General features: G+C 59.1%; 12 protein-coding genes. 9 read left to right on the top strand and 3 right to left on the bottom strand.

Annotation, left to right across the window (positions count from 1 at the left end; genetic code table 11):
• Window positions 1-250: 250 nt before the first annotated feature.
• Window positions 251-1,036, bottom strand: a complete 786-nt coding sequence (locus T424_RS0100630) for an SDR family oxidoreductase (protein ID WP_027485996.1) — start codon at window positions 1,034-1,036, stop codon at window positions 251-253.
• A gap of 237 nt (window positions 1,037-1,273) precedes the next feature.
• Between T424_RS0100630 and recQ the strand changes: the two genes are divergently transcribed.
• From recQ to T424_RS0100595, 6 genes are all read left to right on the top strand, one after another.
• Complete coding sequence (gene recQ / locus T424_RS0100625) at window positions 1,274-3,103, top strand: DNA helicase RecQ (protein WP_027485995.1); 1,830 nt, start codon at window positions 1,274-1,276, stop codon at window positions 3,101-3,103.
• 168 nt (window positions 3,104-3,271) lie between these two features.
• Complete coding sequence (locus T424_RS0100615) at window positions 3,272-4,933, top strand: electron transfer flavoprotein-ubiquinone oxidoreductase (protein ID WP_027485994.1); 1,662 nt, start codon at window positions 3,272-3,274, stop codon at window positions 4,931-4,933.
• Between the two features lie 357 nt (window positions 4,934-5,290).
• Entirely contained in the window at window positions 5,291-6,394 is a 1,104-nt protein-coding gene (locus T424_RS0100610) for a branched-chain amino acid aminotransferase (protein ID WP_027485993.1), read from the top strand.
• 149 nt (window positions 6,395-6,543) lie between these two features.
• Window positions 6,544-7,839 carry an Hsp70 family protein gene (locus T424_RS0100605; protein WP_027485992.1) on the top strand — a complete coding sequence of 432 codons (1,296 nt, stop codon included), beginning with the start codon at window positions 6,544-6,546 and terminating at the stop codon, window positions 7,837-7,839.
• 53 nt (window positions 7,840-7,892) lie between these two features.
• On the top strand, window positions 7,893-8,759 hold the full coding sequence (locus tag T424_RS0100600; protein WP_027485991.1) for a uracil-DNA glycosylase: 867 nt from the start codon (window positions 7,893-7,895) through the stop codon (window positions 8,757-8,759).
• Window positions 8,760-8,785: 26 nt separating this feature from the next.
• Window positions 8,786-9,073, top strand: a complete 288-nt coding sequence (locus T424_RS0100595; RefSeq protein ID WP_154664757.1) for a hypothetical protein — start codon at window positions 8,786-8,788, stop codon at window positions 9,071-9,073.
• A gap of 281 nt (window positions 9,074-9,354) precedes the next feature.
• Here T424_RS0100595 and T424_RS19870 read toward each other — a convergent pair whose 3' ends face one another.
• Entirely contained in the window at window positions 9,355-10,215 is an 861-nt protein-coding gene (locus tag T424_RS19870; RefSeq protein WP_154664756.1) for a hypothetical protein, read from the bottom strand.
• A 770-nt stretch (window positions 10,216-10,985) separates the two neighbouring features.
• On the opposite strand from T424_RS19870, the gene T424_RS19865 reads away from it, so the two are divergent.
• Window positions 10,986-12,242: an MFS transporter gene (locus tag T424_RS19865; RefSeq protein ID WP_051558704.1), complete on the top strand. Its 1,257-nt coding sequence runs from the start codon at window positions 10,986-10,988 to the stop codon at window positions 12,240-12,242.
• Window positions 12,243-12,265: 23 nt separating this feature from the next.
• On the opposite strand, the gene T424_RS0100575 is transcribed toward T424_RS19865, so the two are convergent.
• Window positions 12,266-13,207 (bottom strand): DMT family transporter, encoded by a 942-nt coding sequence (locus tag T424_RS0100575; protein WP_027485989.1) that lies wholly within the window; start codon window positions 13,205-13,207, stop codon window positions 12,266-12,268.
• Between the two features lie 676 nt (window positions 13,208-13,883).
• Here T424_RS0100575 and pepN point away from each other — a divergent pair.
• Both pepN and T424_RS0100565 read left to right on the top strand, forming a co-directional pair.
• Window positions 13,884-16,532 carry an aminopeptidase N gene (gene pepN, locus T424_RS0100570; RefSeq protein WP_027485988.1) on the top strand — a complete coding sequence of 883 codons (2,649 nt, stop codon included), beginning with the start codon at window positions 13,884-13,886 and terminating at the stop codon, window positions 16,530-16,532.
• Between the two features lie 242 nt (window positions 16,533-16,774).
• Window positions 16,775-19,126 (top strand): PAS domain-containing sensor histidine kinase, encoded by a 2,352-nt coding sequence (locus T424_RS0100565; RefSeq protein WP_027485987.1) that lies wholly within the window; start codon window positions 16,775-16,777, stop codon window positions 19,124-19,126.
• Window positions 19,127-19,137: the final 11 nt, after the last annotated feature.

Below are 19,137 nucleotides of genomic sequence, written 5' to 3'. Positions count from 1 at the left end.
ACGGGCCTAACGAGCTTGGAGCATCCGGCAGAGGGCTGCCCCTGGCGGAAAATTGAGGGTCACGACTGGTCCATCGCGATGGCGACCGCCACCGGATGACCGGCTTCAGCCCGCCGGTCAGCGGGCCGAACACCTTTTCACCATCATCACGTAAATCATGTTACACGCAAACATTCGCGATCGCGCAAATTGATCAACAACAGGTGAGTTCGCCTTAATTTCTCGTAATAATCGCCCTATGCTTGCATTGTCAGAGCGATTTCGCCGCCCCGCCATCCACGCGCACCATGGTGCCGGTCACATAGGAAGCAGGCACCGAGCAGAGAAAAGCAGCCGTTGCCGCAAATTCCTCGACCCGTCCCAGCCGTCCTGCCGGGATGCCGGAAAGAGAGGCTGCACGCACCTCGTCCAGCGTCTTGCCCGACCGTTTGGCATTTGCACCGTCCAGCTCGTCGATCCGGTCGGTATGGATGCGGCCGGGCAGGATCAGGTTTGCGGTCACGCCATAAGAGGCAAGCTCCGAAGACAATGTCTTGTTCCACCCGACAAGCGCCCCACGCAGCGTATTGGACAGGGCAAGATTGGCGATCGGCTCCACCACGCCCGACGACGCAACCGTGAGGATGCGCCCGAAGCCTTGCGCCTTCATCAAAGGCGAAAGCGCATTGGTCAGCGTGATGACCCGCACCACCATGGTCTGGAAGAAGGTATAAAGCTTGTCTGCATCCATCTCCTCAGCCGTTCCCGGCGTGGGACCGCCGGTATTGTTGACCAGAATATCGATGCCACCCAGTTTTTCGCGCACGGCATGAAGCATCGCATCGACAAAATGCGCATCGGCAAGATCTGCCACCACATAATCGGCCTTGCCGCCTGCGGCGGCGATTGCGTCGCAATTGGCCTTCAGCTTCTCTTCCGTGCGCCCGCAAATCAGCACATGCGCCCCTTCTGCCGCCAGCGCGCTGGCAATGCCCGCGCCAAGCCCCCGAGACGCCGCCAGAACAAGAGCGCGCTTGCCGGAAATGCCGAGATCCATGGTTTGAAATCCTTCTTTCACTGTCAATGGCGCAAAGGCTACAGCGTTCCCGCAAAGCTGTGAATTGCTTTTCGCCGCCCGCGCACAACCCCGGCTTCATCCCGATACGCATTTGCCAAGGGAAAACCGGATTCCACTTTTCTCAGGACAATGCTTCCTGTCGCGCATTTCCGGACGGAAAACCGGATTCCACTTTTCCTGGAAATGCTTTATCCCCGCCGCAGAAAGGAACGCCACATGCAGCACCAACATGTCACGCCGCATCCGCTGGAGGTTTTGCAGCGGGTTTACGGGTATAGCGGCTTTCGCGGCAAGCAGGCGCCGGTCATCCAGCGGGTCGTGGCCGGGGGCGATGCGGTGGTGCTGTTTCCCACGGGGGCGGGAAAATCCCTGTGTTTTCAAATTCCCGCCCTTTGCCGCAAGGGAGTGGGCGTCGTGGTTTCCCCGCTGATCGCCCTGATGCGCGATCAGGTAACGGCCCTTGCCCAGCTTGGCATTCGCGCCGCCGCGCTGAACTCCTCCCTCACCCGCGAGGATTATCTCGAGGTGCGCCGCAGCCTTTCCGACGGCACGCTCGATCTTCTTTATGTCACGCCGGAGCGTATGGTAACGCCCGGTTTTCACGAGCTGATGAGCGGCGTGGAGATTGCTCTTTTTGCGATAGACGAGGCCCATTGCGTTTCCCAATGGGGGCATGATTTCCGCCCGGAATATCGGGCGCTGGGCGGGCTGAAGACGCTTTATCCCGGCGTGCCGCGCATGGCGCTGACCGCCACCGCCGATCCCCATACCCGCCAAGACATCATCGACCGGCTGGAACTGCATGACGCGGAGGTTTTCACCACCTCCTTCGACCGGCCGAACATTTCCTACGAGATCGTCGAGCGGGACCAACCGCGCCAGCAACTTTTGCGCTTCCTGTCGCGCCACAAGGGATCGAGCGGCATCGTTTACTGCCTGTCGCGGGCCAAGGTCGAGGAGACGGCCGAATGGCTGAACGAGCAGGGCATTGACGCCCTGCCCTATCATGCCGGCATGGACCGGCAGATCAGGGATGCCAATCAGGATGCCTTTCTGAAGCAGGAGGAATTGTGCCTTGTGGCAACCGTCGCCTTCGGCATGGGCATCGACAAGCCGAATGTGCGCTATGTGGCTCATCTCGATCTGCCAGGTTCGGTGGAGGCCTATTACCAGGAAACCGGGCGCGCCGGACGCGATGGCCTGCCCTCCGAAGTCTGGATGGCCTATGGCATGGCCGATGTGATCCAGCGCGGCCGCATGATCGATGAAGGTGGCGCAAGCGAGGACGTGAAGCGCGTGGAGCGCGCCAAGCTGAACGCGCTGCTGGCCATTTGCGAAACGCCGGGCTGCCGCCGTCAGGCCATTCTGGCGCATTTCGGCGAGGCGCATGGCGGCAGTTGCGGCAATTGCGACACCTGCCTCAAGCCGGTGGAAACCTGGGACGGCACGGACGCCGCCATAAAGGCGCTGGCCGCCATCTATCGCACCGGCGAGCGCTTCGGAACCGGGCATCTGGTGGATGTGCTGACGGGCGAAATCAACGAAAAAACCACCCGTTTCGGCCATGTGGACATGCCGGTTTTCGGAGCGGGCAAGGACCTGCCCGCCAAGACATGGTCTTCCGTCTACCGGCAATTGCTGGCCGCCGGATTGATCTTCGTGGACCACACCGCCTTCGGCGCCCTCAAACTGGATGAAAGCGCGCGCGCCGTTTTCAGGCGCGAGAGGGAGATCCGCTTTCGCAAGGATCGTCCCAGTCGCGGCAAGGCGGCAAAACAGGGCCTTGCCGGTTCCGGCACCAGACAGCGCGCCGAACTGGACGAGGCCGAAACCGCGCTGTTCGAAGCACTCCGAAAACTGCGGCGGGAGCTGGCGCAGGACCAGGGCGTTCCGCCCTACGTCATCTTTCCCGATACCACGCTGATCGCCATGACAAAGGCAAGGCCGCTGACGCCGGATGAGTTGCTGGACGTGTCCGGCGTTGGCCAGACGAAACTCGAACGCTTCGGCGAGGCGTTTCTGGAAGTCATCCACGATCATGCCTGAAGATGATGCGACAGAAAAATTGACGTGAACGTAAACGGAATATATCCTGCCTCTTCATGAGTGCCTGCCGAAATTTCGGGCAAGCGAATGTCGCTGTCCGGCTCGACAAACCCGCGGGCATTTGACAAGGAAGTAAAGACAAGCCGGACTTTCCGAACGGAGACGAAAATGAGCGAGATGGAGCTGCCCGAACGCGAGAGCATGGAATTCGACGTGGTGATCGTCGGTGCGGGACCGGCAGGCCTTTCGGCCGCCATCCGGTTGAAGCAGGTCAATCCCGATCTTTCCGTGGTGGTGCTGGAAAAGGGCGCGGAGGTTGGCGCGCATATTCTTTCAGGCGCGGTGGTGGATCCGGTTGGCGTGGACATGCTGATTCCCGGCTGGCGCGAAGAGGCCGATCACCCCTTCAAGACGCCGGTGACGGACGATCATTTCCTGTTTCTGGGACCGGCCGGTTCGGTGCGCCTGCCCAATGCCTTCATGCCGCCTCTCATGAACAATCACGGCAATTACATTGTCTCGCTCGGCAATGTCTGTCGCTGGCTGGGCGCCCATGCGGAGGCGCTTGGCGTTGAAATCTATCCGGGCTTTGCCGCCAGCGAAATTCTTTATAATGACGCGGGCGCCGTCATCGGCGTTGCCACTGGCGACATGGGCATCGAGAAGAATGGCGAGCCCGGCCCGAACTATACGCGCGGCATGGCGCTTCTGGGCAAATATGTGCTGATCGGCGAAGGCGTGCGCGGCTCGCTTGCCAAGCAGCTGATCGCGCGCTTCAATCTTTCGAGCGATAGCGATGTCCAGAAATTCGGCATCGGCATCAAGGAGCTGTGGCAGGTCCGGCCCGAACATCACAGGCCGGGGCTGGTGCAGCATTCCTTCGGCTGGCCGCTGGACATGAAGACGGGCGGCGGCTCCTTCCTCTACCACCTCGAAGACAATATGGTGGCGGTGGGCTTCGTGGTGCATCTGAACTACAAGAACCCCTATCTCTATCCTTTCGAGGAATTCCAGCGTTTCAAGACGCATCCGGCCATTCGCGGCACGTTCGAGGGGGCAAAGCGGCTTTCCTACGGTGCGCGCGCCATTACGGAGGGCGGTTTCCAGTCGGTGCCGAAGCTTTCCTTCCCCGGCGGGGCGCTGATCGGCTGTTCGGCGGGCTTCGTCAACGTGCCGCGCATCAAGGGCTCGCACAATGCGGTGCTGTCCGGCATCATGGCCGCAAACAGCATTGCCGAGGCGATAGCCGCAGGCCGCGCCAATGACGAGCCGGTGGAGATTGAAAACCAGTGGCGCAACAGCCCGATCGGCACGGACCTCAAGCGGGTGCGCAATGTCAAACCGCTCTGGTCGCGCTTCGGCACGGCCATCGGCGTGGCGCTGGGCGGCATCGACATGTGGACCAACCAGCTTTTCGGCCTTTCGCTCTTCGGCACGCTGACGCATGGAAAAATCGACGCCGAATGTCTCGAACCGGCCAGCAAGCACAAGAAGATCGACTATCCCAGGCCGGATGGCGTGCTGACCTTCGACCGCCTCTCCTCCGTCTTCCTTTCCAACACCAATCACGAGGAAGACCAGCCGGTTCATCTCAAGGTCAAGGACATGGAACTGCAAAAGCGTTCCGAACACGATGTCTTTGCGGGGCCTTCCACGCGCTACTGTCCCGCCGGGGTCTATGAGTGGGTCGAGAAGGACGGCAACGACACCTTCGTCATCAACGCGCAGAACTGCGTCCACTGCAAGACCTGCGACATCAAGGATCCGAACCAGAACATCACCTGGGTGCCGCCACAAGGAGGCGAAGGTCCAGTTTATCCCAACATGTGATGTTGGGATAAAGTGGATCGCGCGGACCTCCGTCATTCAAAAAGCTGGCGAAGGTCCAGTTTATCCCAACATGTAATGTTGGGATAAAGTGGATCGCGCGGACCTCCGTCATTCAAAAAGCTGGCGAAGGTCCACTTTATCCCAACATGTAATGCTGGGATGAAGGGGACCGCACGGACCTGCGCCTCTCAAAAAGCAGGCGAAGGTCCATCTCACCGGAAAAACGGGAGCCTTTGCATGTTGCCAAGGGCGTGTCGAGCAGCGGCGCGGCTGGAATTTCTCCTTTGTAATCCCTTTAAAAGCAGGTAGTAGAGCGGGACAATCTCAGCACAGATCAAGCTTCGGAAATTGAGTGCCATGGCCGTCAACACCGCATCCGTAGAATTCGCCCTCAACCCCAATGCCAATCCCATGCCGGAGGCCGATCGCCTCAAGGCCTTTGAAAATCTGGGTTTCGGCACCCTGTTTTCCGATCATATGGCGGTCATTCGCTGGAATGCGGATCGCGGCTGGCACGATGGCGAGATCACGGCGCGTGCACCCTTTGCCATTGATCCGGCGGCCTCTGTTTTGCATTACGCGCAGGAAATATTCGAGGGCATGAAGGCCTATCGCACCGCCGACGGCCGGGCTGTGCTGTTTCGCCCGGAAGAAAATGCGCGGCGCTTCAACGAGTCGGCCCGCCGCATGGCCATGCCGGAAATTGCCGAGGAAACCTTCCTGGAAGCCATCGAGAAGCTGGTGCAGATCGACGCCAAATGGATCCCCGAGGGGGAAGGCAGCCTCTATCTGCGTCCTTTCATGTTCGCCTCGGAGGCGTTTCTGGGCGTGCGCCCTGCAAAGGATTATATTTTCTGCGTCATCGCCTCGCCGGTCGGACCCTATTTCAAAGGCGGCGCAAAGCCCATCACCATCTGGTCCACGGAAAAATTCACCCGCGCCGCGCCGGGCGGCACGGGGGCTGCCAAGTGCGGCGGCAATTATGCCGCCAGCCTGATTGCCCAGGCCGAAGCGCAGGCGCAGGGTTGCGATCAGGTGGTGTTTCTCGATGCCGCCGAGCATAAGTGGGTGGAAGAACTGGGCGGCATGAACGTCTTCTTCGTCATGGATGACGGCTCGCTGGTCACGCCGCCCCTCGGTGGCACGATTCTGCCGGGCATTACCCGCAAATCGCTGATTACCCTTGCCCGCGACAAGGGGATGACGGTGCATGAACGCCCCTATTCCTTCGAGGACTGGAAGGCGGATGCGGCCAGCGGCAAGCTGAAGGAAGCCTTTGCCTGCGGCACGGCAGCCGTGGTTGCCGGGATCGGCACGGTGAAATTCCCCGGCGGCGCCTTCACGATCAATGGCGGCGAAACCGGCCCGGTAACGCAGACGCTGCGCGAAGCCCTCGTCAGCATTCAGCGCGGCCAGAGCAACGACGCCCATGCGTGGGTAAAGCCCATTTCCGGCGTCTGATCACCGCCCACTTTCGTTAGAGCATTTTCAGGAAAAGTGGAAACCGGTTTTCCGTCCGGAAATGCGTAAAGACAAACAGTTAGAGCCGATGAAGCGAGCCACCGCTTCATCGGCGCTCTGCTTTTTTGACGTTTTGCAGGATAGACAGCATGACCAACGCCCTCGGACTGGATTTCGGCACGACCAATACCGTGCTTGCCCTGGCAGACGATGCCGCCACCACCCATTCGGTGCGCTTCTCCTCTGCCGCCGGAGAGACGGACAGTATGCGCACCGCCCTTTCCTTCATGAAAGATGCGCAGCTGGGCGCAAGGGCGCTGAAGGTGGAAGCCGGTCAGGCGGCGATCCGCCAGTTTATCGACAATCCGGGCGAATGCCGCTTTTTGCAGTCGATCAAGACTTTTGCCGCCTCGCCGCTGTTTCAGGCCACACTGGTTCACGCCCGCCGCTTCGAGTTCGAAGATCTGATGGAAGTCTTTCTCAAGCGGCTCGAAGCCTATGCGGGCGATGGCTGGCCGGGGCAGGCAAAGCGCATCGTGGCGGGAAGGCCGGTGCATTTCGCCGGCTCATCGCCTGATCCGGAGCTTGCATTGCGGCGCTATAACGAGGCCCTGACGCGGCTTGGCTTTCCCGAAATCCATTATGTCTATGAGCCGGTTGCGGCGGCCTTTTATTTTGCCCAGCATCTCACCCAGGATGCCACGGTGCTGGTGGCCGATTTCGGCGGCGGCACCACCGACTATTCCCTGATCCGCTTCGAGCGGCGGGGCGGGCAGCTTTCCGCCGTTCCAGTCGGCCATTCGGGCGTGGGCCTTGCGGGCGACCAGTTCGATGCGCGCATCATCGAGCATCTGGTGGCGCCGGAAATCGGCAAGGACAGCCAGTTCAAGAGTTTCGACAAGCTTCTGGATGTGCCGAGCAATTATTACACCAGCTTTTCCCGGTGGAACCAGCTTTCCGTCTTCAAGACATCGCGGGAATTTCAGGATCTCAAGCAGTTGGTGCGCCAATCGCTGGAGCCGGAAAAGCTCGAACTCTTTATCGATCTCGTCGAGCATGACGAGGGCTATCCGCTCTATCAGGCCGTTTCCGCCACCAAGATGGCGCTTTCACGCGACGACGAGGCAGAATTCAACTTCAGCCCGCTTGGCAAGGCCGGGCGCAGGAGCGTGAAGCGCGCCGATTTCGAAAGCTGGATCGCCAGCGATGTGGCGCGCATCGAAGAGGCGCTGGATGACGTGCTGGCAAAGACCGGCACGGACACAGGCGCAATCGACAAGGTTTTCCTGACCGGCGGCACATCCTTCGTGCCTGCCGTGCGCCAGATCTTCACCCGCCGCTTCGACGCCAGCCGGATCGAAACGGGTGGCGAACTGGTTTCCATTGCCCATGGACTGGCGCTTATCGGCCAACGCGATGACATTGCCATGTGGACGGCGGCATGACACAGGCCGTCAAACCGGTTCCAAGCGGACGCGACGTCCTGTAAGGTGAGCGCATGATCCAGGCCGGTGACATGTCCGCAGCCGAATTGGCGGCACTTCTCTCCTTCCACGCCGATGCGGGCGTGGAATGGCTGCTTGAAGATGTGTCCGTGGATCGCGTGGCGGAATTTGCTGCGGAAAAACAGGCGCGCGGACAGCGCCAGCCCTCCCGTCGCGAGACGTCACCGGCGCAAGCTTCGCCCGGCCCGGCAGCTGCGGAAAAAGCCGTCTCCCGGCCTTTGCCGTCAACGCCTGTTGCCATTCCCGACGACAAGGCCATTGCCGATGCCCGGTTTGCCGCAGAAAGCGCCCGCACGCTGGACGAACTGAAACTGGCGCTTGAAGGCTTTACCAGTTGCAATCTCAAGGTCAGCGCCCGCTCGACGATTTTTGCGCAAGGCAATCCCGCCTCAGGCCTGATGATTGTCGGCCCCATGCCCTCATCCGATGACGACCGCGAAGGCGTGCCGTTTTCCGGCCGGGCTGGCGCCCTGCTCGATCGTATGCTGGCGGCTGCGGGCCTGACGCGGCAGGACGCGCTGCTCACCACTGCAATCGCCTGGCGGCCACCGGGGGACCGCCCTCCCTCTCCGGCGGAAGCGGCCATCTGCCGGCCTTTCATCGAGCGGCAAATTGTCCTGACAGAGCCCAAATCCCTGCTTTTGCTTGGAAACTTCACGGCGCGGTTTTTCTTTGGTGCGAATGCGACCATCCATGCCTTGCGCGGCCAATGGCGCGACGTGGCGGCAGGATCCCACGTCGTACCGGCGCTTGCCACCTTTCATCCGCAGGAATTGCTGCTGGCCCCCGCCACCAAGGCCCTGGCCTGGCAGGACCTCCTCACCTTCCGGGCCGGCGAATCAGCGACCGGCAATTGTTAAATTGCGTTAACCAGGAACTGCCGCGAATGCATAACAGTCATTCGCGGGCGGCAATTGTAAATTTCATGCTGCAATGCAATATTAGAGCTGTCTTGGGAGGAAAAGGTAAAGGACCAGGACAGATGACCCGAAACCGTAATGCCCTGCACAGCAATTTCGAGACGCTCCGGCTTGCATCCGCTTTCCGCGGCAATGACCGCAGTCAGGTAAAAGCTATTTCCCCGGCAGAACAATTGACGGCAATCGCGTGGATGCGTCTGGAACAAATCCGCGGCTCATTGATTTTCGGTCAGGCGGTACGAACCGCACGGTAGAGCTGGTATCGCAAAACTCCGTTCAGTTTTACGACCGGAAATGCGGAAAAACAAAAGCATTTCCTGGAAAAGTTTCAAACAAGCCCGGTTGGCTTTGGCAAAATCCACCGTGCTTTCATCATCAAGGTCCAAAAAACATGCGCGCACGCCCGCTCGAAAGCTTTCGCCAAACTCTCAGCATCATCAGCATGGCGGTCAGCTTTTCCTCGGAATGTCGCCGCGCCGCCCGCGATCATGCGGACGCACGGACATCCTCTGCAATTCCGCTCTGAACCAGACTTTCACGCCTTGCTGGTGAAAGCCACGGCTTCATCGATTGCCGCATCCAGATGCGCAAAGCGTATTGCCTGCCATTGGCAATATTCCTGCACAAATCCCTCTGACAGCAGAAACTGCCCTTTGAGGCCCGGCTTCGGTGCAAGGCAACCCTGATCCACGGCTTTTCGATAGAGCCGCTGTAAATGGGTGCGGGACATGAGCAGCGCCGCCGCCAGTTCCGGCAGATCGGCATCGCCTATATCATACCAGCCATCGACAGGTTCGAGACCGGAGATGCGGCTCAGCAGATCGCGAATGACGAGGATGCCTGCTTCCGTCCAATGAAACAGGCCAATACGCTCTGAAGGCTCCCGCCACCTCTTGTCTTCGATGCAGCGCCGCGACATTTCCACTTGGGTCAGCGTAAAAAGCTCAGGTCTTTCCCGGAAAAGTTTTCGCCGATTGCCATCGTCCACGGCATCCAGCACATCGATCGTCACCAGAAACCAGCATTTCCAGGCCGCCAGACTTTTCTCGGCCAGAACATAGCGCCTCGGACGAACATTTTCGGCCGTCTCCACCACGAGCAGCCGATAGAAAACCAGATGCTGGAGAAAACTCAGCGCGGTGTTGCGGCTGGCGATCCCGGCCTCCACCACCATCTGCTTGAAACGTCCGGCTGTAAGGCCTCCCTTGCCGCCGACGCTTTCGGGCTGGGATTGCAGAAGGAAAATGACCTGCGCGAGCAGCCAGCGGCGATGAGAACCAACCACACGTGTCAGGCGAGGATGACTGTGACAATCCCGCTGCAGCCGCCGCGCCATCTCCACCATGGCTTTTGTAAAATCCGGAGACGAAACAAGTCTCTCTAATGAAACCGCCATTCTGTTTTTGCATTCCCTATGACATTTCGCAGATATTTGGCAAAATATCCTGTCTTCAAGCTTTTTTGTTTTTCCATTCGCGCCTGCCAAATTCTATAGCACGGTTGTCTTGCAGCTTTGAAGCCTCCTATACACTATTTAAGCAAATTGAATATGAAATAGTTGAAATATATCTTGCGGTATTGCTCTTTTTATATATGGATTTTCCAAAAATTTTGAGGCTGTATCCTTTTACAAAAAACGCATCAATAGCATTCATGGGTTGTATTTTCCTCTTGAAATAACCGCCTTTGACCGCATGTTGCAGCACCTGGCGCAGGCGTGGCGTTCGTTATAGTTAATAAACAACCGGAAATTCCGCCTATATTAATCTTCACTACTGAATGCGGAGACTTACGCAACCTATAGGTGCGTCGATATTGCGTGGAGATGCGTATCTGCCGGTTTCGGGGCAGACAGGCTCTCGTCGCAAATCCGTTTGACCGGCGTGCATGGCAGCTATGCGCGGACGCTGCGCTGATTATTTTCTCGCGCAGGGGCCGGATGAGGCATGAGTTCAATCGTTTAGAATGAAGTTTAGCCTTCTGCGCCTTTCATGCAGGCGCTCAATGCTTGCCAACAGAACGCAGGAAAGGGATGGGCCTTGGCAGTTCATCCGTCTCTTGTGTTTTTGCCCTATCGCAGGCAAAGCCTTCTGGCCTGGAGGCCAAACGGGCTCCCGGCCGCCTTCACGACGCCCGGAACCGATACCACGCGGGAATGAAACGCCCATGCTTGCCAGCCTGACGTCCATTGCGACCCTGATGCTTTCCACGCTGCTGATGATGACCGGCTATGGCATGATGAATTACATGCTGCCCATTCGCGCCGTGGCAGAGGGCTGGTCCACGCTGACCATTTCCATGATCGCCACCGGCTACACATTCGGCTTCACCAGTTCCTGCATCATCACGCCTTACCTTGTGCAGCGGGTGGGGCATGTGCGGGTTTTCTCGGCCCTTATAACCCTGCTCACCGTGTCTATCCTTCTGTGCGCGCTGATGGTGGACTGGCGCGCCTGGACGGTGTTTCGCGCGTTGTCGGGCTTTGCCATGGCAGGAAGCTATCTCATCATCGAGAGCTGGCTGAACGAGCGCGTGCAAAACGAACATCGCGGCGCGGTCTTTTCCGTTTACATGATCGCCTGTCTCGTGGGCTCCATTGGCGGCCAGTATATCGTGCCCTTCGGCGATGTCACAAGCCTGACCCTGTTCATGGTCTGCGCGTTGATTTTTTCGAGCGCGATCTTTCCCACCGCGCTTTCCTCGGCCCAGTCACCCTCACCGCTGGGGCAGGCGCGCTTCGATCTTCTCAAGCTTTACCGCCGTTCGCCCATTGCCTTTATCGGCTCTTTGCTATCAGGCGCGCTTTCGGGAACCTGGAGCAGTCTCGGTGCCGTCTACACCCAGAATATCGGCCTTTCGACCATGGAAGGCGCCACGCTTCTGGCGGCCGTGCTGGCCGGGGGCGCGCTGGCGCAAATGCCGATCGGCAAGATCTCCGACCGCATGGACAGGCGCAAGGTCATGGTCGCGGCAGGCGTTTTCGGCGTCCTGTGCTGCGGCATGATGATTGTCATGGGCGGGCTTTCGGCGCTTGCGCTTTACATTTGCGGCTTCTTTGTCGGAACGGTTCTCTATCCCGTCTATTCGCTCAACGTGGCCCATGCCAACGATCTCGCCGAGCCAACGGAATATGTGACGCTTTCCAGCGCCATCATGATTCTCTATGGCCTGGGAACGGTAACGGGGCCGCTGATTTCAGGATCGATCATGGAAAATGCCGGACCGGACGGCCTGCTTTATAGTCTGGCGCTTTCCTTTGCCCTTTACGCTGCCTATGCGGGCTGGCGGATGCGCCGCCGCAGCGGCGACACACCTGACAAGGGCGCCTTCCAGGCCTCCTCGCTTCCCATGCAGGGCACGGAAGGAGTCTCTGCGCTCATGAACGACCAGCCTCCCGCAGGCGATGGCAGACCGGCGGCGTGAAAGGTGGCCACTGGCACACCTCCTTATCCATTCGGTGAGGCGGCCTTCTTTTCTGCCTGACGTTCAAGCCCCAGCTGGCGCTCGCGCAGAATGATGAAAATGCCCGATCCCGCAACAATCAGGGTTCCCGCCAGGGTATGGAGGCTCGGAACATCGCCGAAAAACGCATAGCCCAGCAGGGAGCCGAACAGGATGGAGCTGTATTCGAACGGCGCGACCGTTGAAATATCGGCGTGACGATAGCTCTCCGTCAGGAGAATCTGGCCGAACCCACCGAAAAATCCTGCCAGCGCAAGGTAGAAAAACTGGCTGGAGATGAGTGCCTCCCAGCCGAAAGGCAAAGTCAGCAGCGACATGAGCGCTGCGATGATGGAGAAATACAGCACGATGGTGGCGGTTTTCTCCGTTTGAACCAATTGCCGCACCTGCAACATGGCCCCGGCGGCAAGGCATGCCGAAACCAGCACGGCAACCGTTCCGACGGCTGCCTGCGAGCCAAAACCGTCATGACTGAACATGGTGAGCTTGGGCCAGGAAATGATAATGACGCCAAACAGCCCGAGACCGACCGCCGACCAACGGTAAAGCCGCACCTCTTCCTTTAAAAACACGGCCGCCAGAATGACGGCAATCAACGGCATGGCATAGCCCATCGCGATCGCATCGGGCATGGGCAGGTGGACGAGCCCGTAAAAGCCGCAGCCCATGGACGCTATGCCAATCATGCCGCGCTTCACATGGCCGAACACATGGGTGGTAACGAAACCTGTTCGCAACTCTCCCAGCCAGGCGAGATAGAGAAAAATCGGAAAAAGCGCGAAAGCCGAACGATAAAAAGTGATCTGTCCCGCCGCAACACCCGCCCCTGCCATCTTGATTGCGGCCTGCATGGCCACGAAAAGCGTGACCGAACAGATCTTGCACACTATGCCGCGAAGCGGACCTGCCGGAAGTTGAAATGACATGACATGACCGGTGGGAGGATTGACAGAGTCAAAACGACTGTTGGGGTTGAGTTTTGACCTTAGAGCATAATCCGACCGGAGTGAAACGAGGATCGACAAGATTATGCTTCGAAAAGAAAATCTTGGAGCGCCGATCTGATTCAATCGGATTGGTGCTCCAGAGCATTTTCAGGAAAAGTGGAAGCCGGTTTTCCGTCTAAAAATGCGTAAAACCAAATAGTTAGATCGGTTCAATGTTGCCGTGAAACAATGAACCGATCTAAGGTCGGGTTTGCCCAAATCCATCGCCCGGCGCAAGCCCTTGCAACCTGCAAAGCCGCCTCTTCGTTTACAACTCGACCATGGGTCATGCCACCGCCAAGCGTCCCAAAAAGAAACGTCCGAAAAAAGTCATGGAAGATCTACGGGCGCGCCGTCAGGGGCAGGACAGCTTCAAATGGCGGTGGACTTGTCCAAAACGACCGCCTTTTCCCCGCTTTGGAGCGCGAACAAAGCAATGCAAGATCGAATCGGGGCCACCGTAGCGCCCGGCGGAAGCATCTAAAAAAGTGAAAATTCCGCCAAATGACGGAACAAGATCAGATTTTAGCAATCGTTCAGGAATTCCTGCCATATTTCCGGAAATTGCGCGGGGAGGTCTGCGCAACACCTTGCAATAGACGATCAGGATTATTTGATGCGTACAGAAGCGGGCCAGGTGGTTAATCTGGCGGATTATCGCCCGACTGATTTCGTCCTGGAAAGAGTCGATCTTACTTTCGAACTGGATCCGACCGAAACCAAAGTCGAAGCCCGTCTCATCTTTCACCGCCGCGAAGGTGCCGATACCAAGGCGCCGCTGGTGCTGGATGGTGAAGATCTGGTGCTGGTCAGCCTGTTGTTCGACCAGATGGAAATGGAACCGGAGCGCTATCAGGCCGCTGCCACCCATCTGACCATCCGGGATCTGCCGGAAGCCGAGCCCTTCGAGATCACCATCACCACCCTGCTCAATCCGCAAGCCAATACGCAGCTGATGGGGCTATACCGCTCCAACGGCATTTATTGCACGCAATGCGAAGCGGAAGGCTTCCGGCGCATCACCTATTTCCCTGACCGTCCGGACGTTCTGGCCGTCTACACGGTCAATATCATTGCCGACAAGGCCGCCAATCCGCTGCTTCTGTCCAATGGCAACTTCCTTGGCGGCGCAGGCTATGGCGAGGGCAAGCATTTTGCCGCCTGGTTCGACCCTCACCCCAAGCCGAGCTATCTGTTTGCGCTGGTTGCCGGCGATCTTGCCCTGGTCGAAGACAGTTTCACCACCATGTCCGGCCGCGAGGTGGCACTGAAAATCTATGTTGAGCATGGCAAACAGGGCAATGCCGCCTATGCCATGGATGCACTGAAGCGCTCGATGAAATGGGATGAAGAGGTTTTCGGCCGCGAATACGATCTCGATATTTTCATGATCGTTGCCGTTTCGGACTTCAATTTCGGCGCCATGGAGAACAAGGGCCTCAACATCTTCAACGACAAATACATCCTTGCCGATCCGGAAACGGCCACCGATCAGGATTACGCCAATATCGAAGCCATTGTTGCGCACGAATACTTTCACAACTGGACCGGCAACCGCATCACCTGCCGCGACTGGTTCCAGCTTTGCCTGAAGGAAGGCCTGACCGTTTATCGCGATCACGAATTCTCGGCAGACCAGCGCTCTCGCGCCGTCAAGCGGATTGCGGAAGTGCGCACTCTTCGCTCGGAGCAGTTTGCCGAGGATGCAGGCCCGCTTGCCCATCCCGTGCGCCCTGCCGCCTATCGCGAGATCAACAACTTCTACACCACGACCGTCTATGAGAAGGGCTCCGAAGTCACGCGGATGATTGCGACCATTCTCGGCCCGCAGGCGTTCAGAAAAGGCCTCGACCTCTATTTCGAGCGCCATGATGGGCAAGCCGTGACCGTGGAGGATTTCGTGCAATGCTTTGCCGAGGTATCGGCCAGGGACCTTGCGCAATTCTCGCTCTGGTATAACCAGTCCGGCACGCCAGCCGTTGCGGTGGAAACCGCCCATGACGCGAAGAAGAAGCAATTTACCGTCACATTGACCCAGACCATTCCGGCAACACCCGGCCAGCCGGAAAAGCAGCCCATGCACATTCCGCTGCGCTTTGCCCTGATCGACGCGAAGGGAAAATTGGTTGCCGCATCGGCCTCAGCCGGTTCTGCGATCGAAGGCGACGTGCTGCACCTGACCCGAGAGCGGCAGAGCTTCGTCTTCGAGGGCGTGGCAAAGCCTCCGGTCCTGTCCCTGAACCGTGGTTTTTCCGCACCCGTCATCATCAGGTTTGCCCAGAGCGGCGATGCGCTGGCGCTGATCGCCCGGCATGAAAGCGACCTCTTTGCCCGCTGGCAGGCGCTGACCGATATGGCGCTTCCCGCACTTGCCGCGGCGGCCCGCAAGCTTGCCGCAGGGGAAGCCGTGCAGGTCGATCCCGTGCTGAAGCAAAGCCTGCTGGCAATTCTGGCCGATGACACTCTGGAGCCCGCCTTCCGCGCCCAGGCACTCTCATTGCCCTCCGAAATGGATATTGCCCGCGAACTTGGCTCGGACATCGACCCGGACGCAATCCACGCCGCGCGGCAGGCTATCATCAGCCAGATCGCGCAGGATGGCTCCGAAATCTTCCTCGCGGTCCACAAGGCTATGGCGGAGGCGGGCGCCTACAGTCCCGATGCGCCCAGCGCCGGACGGCGCGCCCTGAAGAATGCCGCCCTCTCCTATCTCGGCCACGCCATCAAAACCCCGCAGCTTGCGGCTGAGGCCTATGCAAATGCCAACAACATGACGGACAGATCGCAGGCGCTCACCGTGCTGGCGCATCAGTTTGCCGGGACCAACGAGACGAATGCGGCTCTGGCAGACTTCGAAAAGCGGTTCGGCGATAACCCGCTGGTCATGGACAAATGGTTTGCCATTCAGGCGACCGTGCCGGGTGGCACGGCCCTTGAGCGCGTTCGTTCCCTGATGACAAGCCCGCATTTCAACAGCGGCAACCCGAACCGGGTGCGTGCGCTGATCGGTAGTTTTGCGGCGGCAAACCCCACCGGCTTTCACCGGGCAGATGGTGAGAGCTACCGTTTTCTGGCGGCAGAAATTCTGGAAATCGACAAACGCAATCCGCAGCTTGCCGCGCGGCTGCTGACCTCCATGCGAAGCTGGCGATCGCTGGAAACGCGCCGCGCCGGTGAAGCAAGAAAGGCCCTGGAGACCATTGCCGCCTCCGACGGTCTCTCTAACGATGTGCGCGACATCGTCGATCGCATCTTGAAAGACTGACATCGGGAAAGGGCCGGGCGAGACCGGCCCTGCCTTGGCTGCTTTGTGCCAATGCCCGCAAGTCTCGAGCGAGGCCCGACCCTTATTGATTCCCGTGACCGCTGCGGGCGAAAAAATGCGATTCTTCGCAAGGGGTTAACAAAGGGTTATTTTTTCCTCTGGACAGGCAGAATCACAAATGATTCATTAGCTTAGATTCGGGCGAGCGGCGCGTCGAATCAGCGAGGATCAAGGCAGGAAGAATGGTGGACGTGCAGCGGGCAACCGCAGCCGATGAGCGGTTGCGTCTCAGATTTCCCCGGCTGATGGAATGGATTCTATCGGTTGTTCGGAAGATGCAGGCGGCCGAAAGCCTGTCCGTTACCCATACGGATGCGGCCTTGCGCCACATCATTCCCGTTCTCGTTGTCGCCTTTCTCATTGTCATCGCGCTGGCGCGCGGGCTTGGGCTTTTGTCGGAATATTCCCGCATGGAAAGCGCCATTCGCCATTCCACGGCAATGATGGCAAGCGTGGCGGCAACCGCCCTTTCCAGCACGCAAACGCCTCCCGCCGCGCTGTCGCGCCAGGAGGCGGAGGCGTTGATTTCCCGTTTCCTGCCGCAGTCACGGCTCGATAACGAAAGCTTCGTGCTGCTGCTCAATCCGGAGGGCAAGGTGATGGCCGCCTCCGATGCAGGCGCAGGCTTTATCGGCTCTCATGTCATGGATCTTTTCCCGGAGGTTGCCACCTTCCGGACCTATGCCGACCAGACCGGCGCCATTGAAACGGACATTAACGGTCTGAGCCATATCGCCGTTCTGACGCCGACCGGCACGGAGGGCGCGCTGGTCATGGCGGCTCATTCGCTGAAATCGGCGGCTGACTACTGGCGAGCCGAGATTGCGTTGAATGTCACGCTGTTTTCGGCGATCTCGCTCATTCTCATGGGCATTCTCTATGCCTATTTCACCCAGGCGCGCCGGGCGCGTGAAACCACCGATATTTTCCTGGAATCCAATCGGCGTATCGAGACGGCGCTGTCGCGCGGGCGTTGCGGTTTGTGGGATTTCGATCTCGCCAGCCGCAAGCTCGTCTGGTCACAATCCATGTATGACATTCTCGGGCTCTCGCCTCGTGCGGGCGAGGCTTTGGCCTTTGCCGACGCCGCAAGGCTGATGCATCCCGACGACGGCAATCTTTATGCGCTGGCGAAGGCGGTGGGGCGTGGCGAAAGCCGCCAGATCGATCAGGTCTTCCGTATGCGCCATGCCAATGGCCATTATGTGTGGCTTCGCGCCCGCGCACAGGTCATTCGCACCAGCAGCGGCGCACCGCATGTCATCGGCATTGCCATGGACGTCACCGAGCAGCATCGGCTGGCGCAGCGCTATGCGGAGGCCGATCAGCGCCTGGCCGATGCCATCGAATGCACGTCGGAGGCCTTCGTGCTGTGGGACAAGCATGACCGGCTCGTCATGTGCAATGCGCATTTCCAGCAGGTCTACGGCCTGCCCGATGGGGTTCTGGTGCCCGGCACGGAACGCGCCGTCGTCAATGCGGCAGCCGCCCGGCCCATCATCCAGCGCCGCGTCAGCGACCCGTCCGGTTTCGGCAGCGCCCGCACCATGGAATTGCAGCTTGCCGATGAGCGCTGGCTGCAAATCAACGAACGGCGCACCCGCGACGGCGGCATGGTATCCGTTGGCACGGATATTACCCAGCTGAAGCGCCACCAGGAGCGCCTGCGCGAGCAGGAGCGGCGATTGATGGCGACGATCGGCGACCTTTCCGCCTCGCAGAAAAAACTTGAGCGGCAAAAATCCGAGCTTTCGGAAGCCAATGAAAAATACCTTGCCGAAAAACAGCGCGCCGAAGCCGCCAATAAGGCGAAATCCGAATTCCTCGCCAATATGTCGCATGAGCTGCGCACGCCGCTGAACGCCATTCTCGGCTTTTCGGAAATCCTCTCCACCGGCATGTTCGGCCCGTTGGGCTCGCCGAAATATTGCGAATATGCCCGCGATATTCACGATAGCGGCAAGCATCTGCTCAATGTCATCAACGACATACTGGATATGTCGAAGATCGAGGCCGGGCACATGGTGCTGAAATGTGAAACGATAGACTTCGCGCCGCTGATCGATGAGACACTGAGGCTGACGACAATTTCCGCCACGGGGAAAAACATCTCCATCGAGCCGAAAATCGACAGCGGTCTGACGCTCACGGCAGATCGCCGCGCCATAAAGCAGATATTGCTCAATATTCTCTCCAATGCTGTGAAGTTTACGGATGAAGGCGGCAGGATCGCGGTGCGCGCCCGCAAGGTGGCGGGCGGCGTGTCGCTGATTATCGCGGATACGGGAATTGGCATTCCGCGGCAGGCCATCGGCAAGATCGGCCAGCCGTTCGAACAGGTGCAAAGTCAATATGCCAAGAGCAAGGGCGGCTCCGGCCTTGGGCTGGCCATTTCACGCTCGCTCACCATGATGCATGGCGGGCGGCTGAAAATCCGCTCACTGGAAGGCCGCGGCACCGCCGTTTGCATTGCCATGCCCGATTGCCCGCCCGCCATGCCGCTGGAGCGCTATCGCGGGACGCGGAAAAACTGATCTCCCGGACC

Origin of the sequence: Allorhizobium undicola ORS 992 = ATCC 700741 (assembly GCF_000621665.1) — a bacterium.
Lineage (GTDB): Bacteria > Pseudomonadota > Alphaproteobacteria > Rhizobiales > Rhizobiaceae > Allorhizobium > Allorhizobium undicola.
Note: the sequence above shows the minus strand (reverse complement) of the source record. Positions and strands in the feature narration are given on the sequence as shown.

Excerpts from the sequence above, each read along its gene's own strand:
- T424_RS0100610 (WP_027485993.1), top strand. The coding sequence starts at position 5,291 with ATGGCCGTCAACACCGCATCCGTAGAATTCGCCCTCAACCCCAATGCC.
- T424_RS0100630 (WP_027485996.1), bottom strand. The coding sequence starts at position 1,036 with ATGGATCTCGGCATTTCCGGCAAGCGCGCTCTTGTTCTGGCGGCGTCT.
- T424_RS0100615 (WP_027485994.1), top strand. The coding sequence starts at position 3,272 with ATGAGCGAGATGGAGCTGCCCGAACGCGAGAGCATGGAATTCGACGTG.
- T424_RS19870 (WP_154664756.1), bottom strand. The coding sequence starts at position 10,215 with ATGGCGGTTTCATTAGAGAGACTTGTTTCGTCTCCGGATTTTACAAAA.
- T424_RS0100595 (WP_154664757.1), top strand. The coding sequence starts at position 8,786 with ATGCATAACAGTCATTCGCGGGCGGCAATTGTAAATTTCATGCTGCAA.
- recQ (WP_027485995.1), top strand. The coding sequence starts at position 1,274 with ATGCAGCACCAACATGTCACGCCGCATCCGCTGGAGGTTTTGCAGCGG.
- T424_RS19865 (WP_051558704.1), top strand. The coding sequence starts at position 10,986 with ATGCTTGCCAGCCTGACGTCCATTGCGACCCTGATGCTTTCCACGCTG.
- T424_RS0100600 (WP_027485991.1), top strand. The coding sequence starts at position 7,893 with ATGATCCAGGCCGGTGACATGTCCGCAGCCGAATTGGCGGCACTTCTC.
- T424_RS0100605 (WP_027485992.1), top strand. The coding sequence starts at position 6,544 with ATGACCAACGCCCTCGGACTGGATTTCGGCACGACCAATACCGTGCTT.
- T424_RS0100565 (WP_027485987.1), top strand. The coding sequence starts at position 16,775 with ATGGTGGACGTGCAGCGGGCAACCGCAGCCGATGAGCGGTTGCGTCTC.
- T424_RS0100575 (WP_027485989.1), bottom strand. The coding sequence starts at position 13,207 with ATGTCATTTCAACTTCCGGCAGGTCCGCTTCGCGGCATAGTGTGCAAG.
- pepN (WP_027485988.1), top strand. The coding sequence starts at position 13,884 with ATGCGTACAGAAGCGGGCCAGGTGGTTAATCTGGCGGATTATCGCCCG.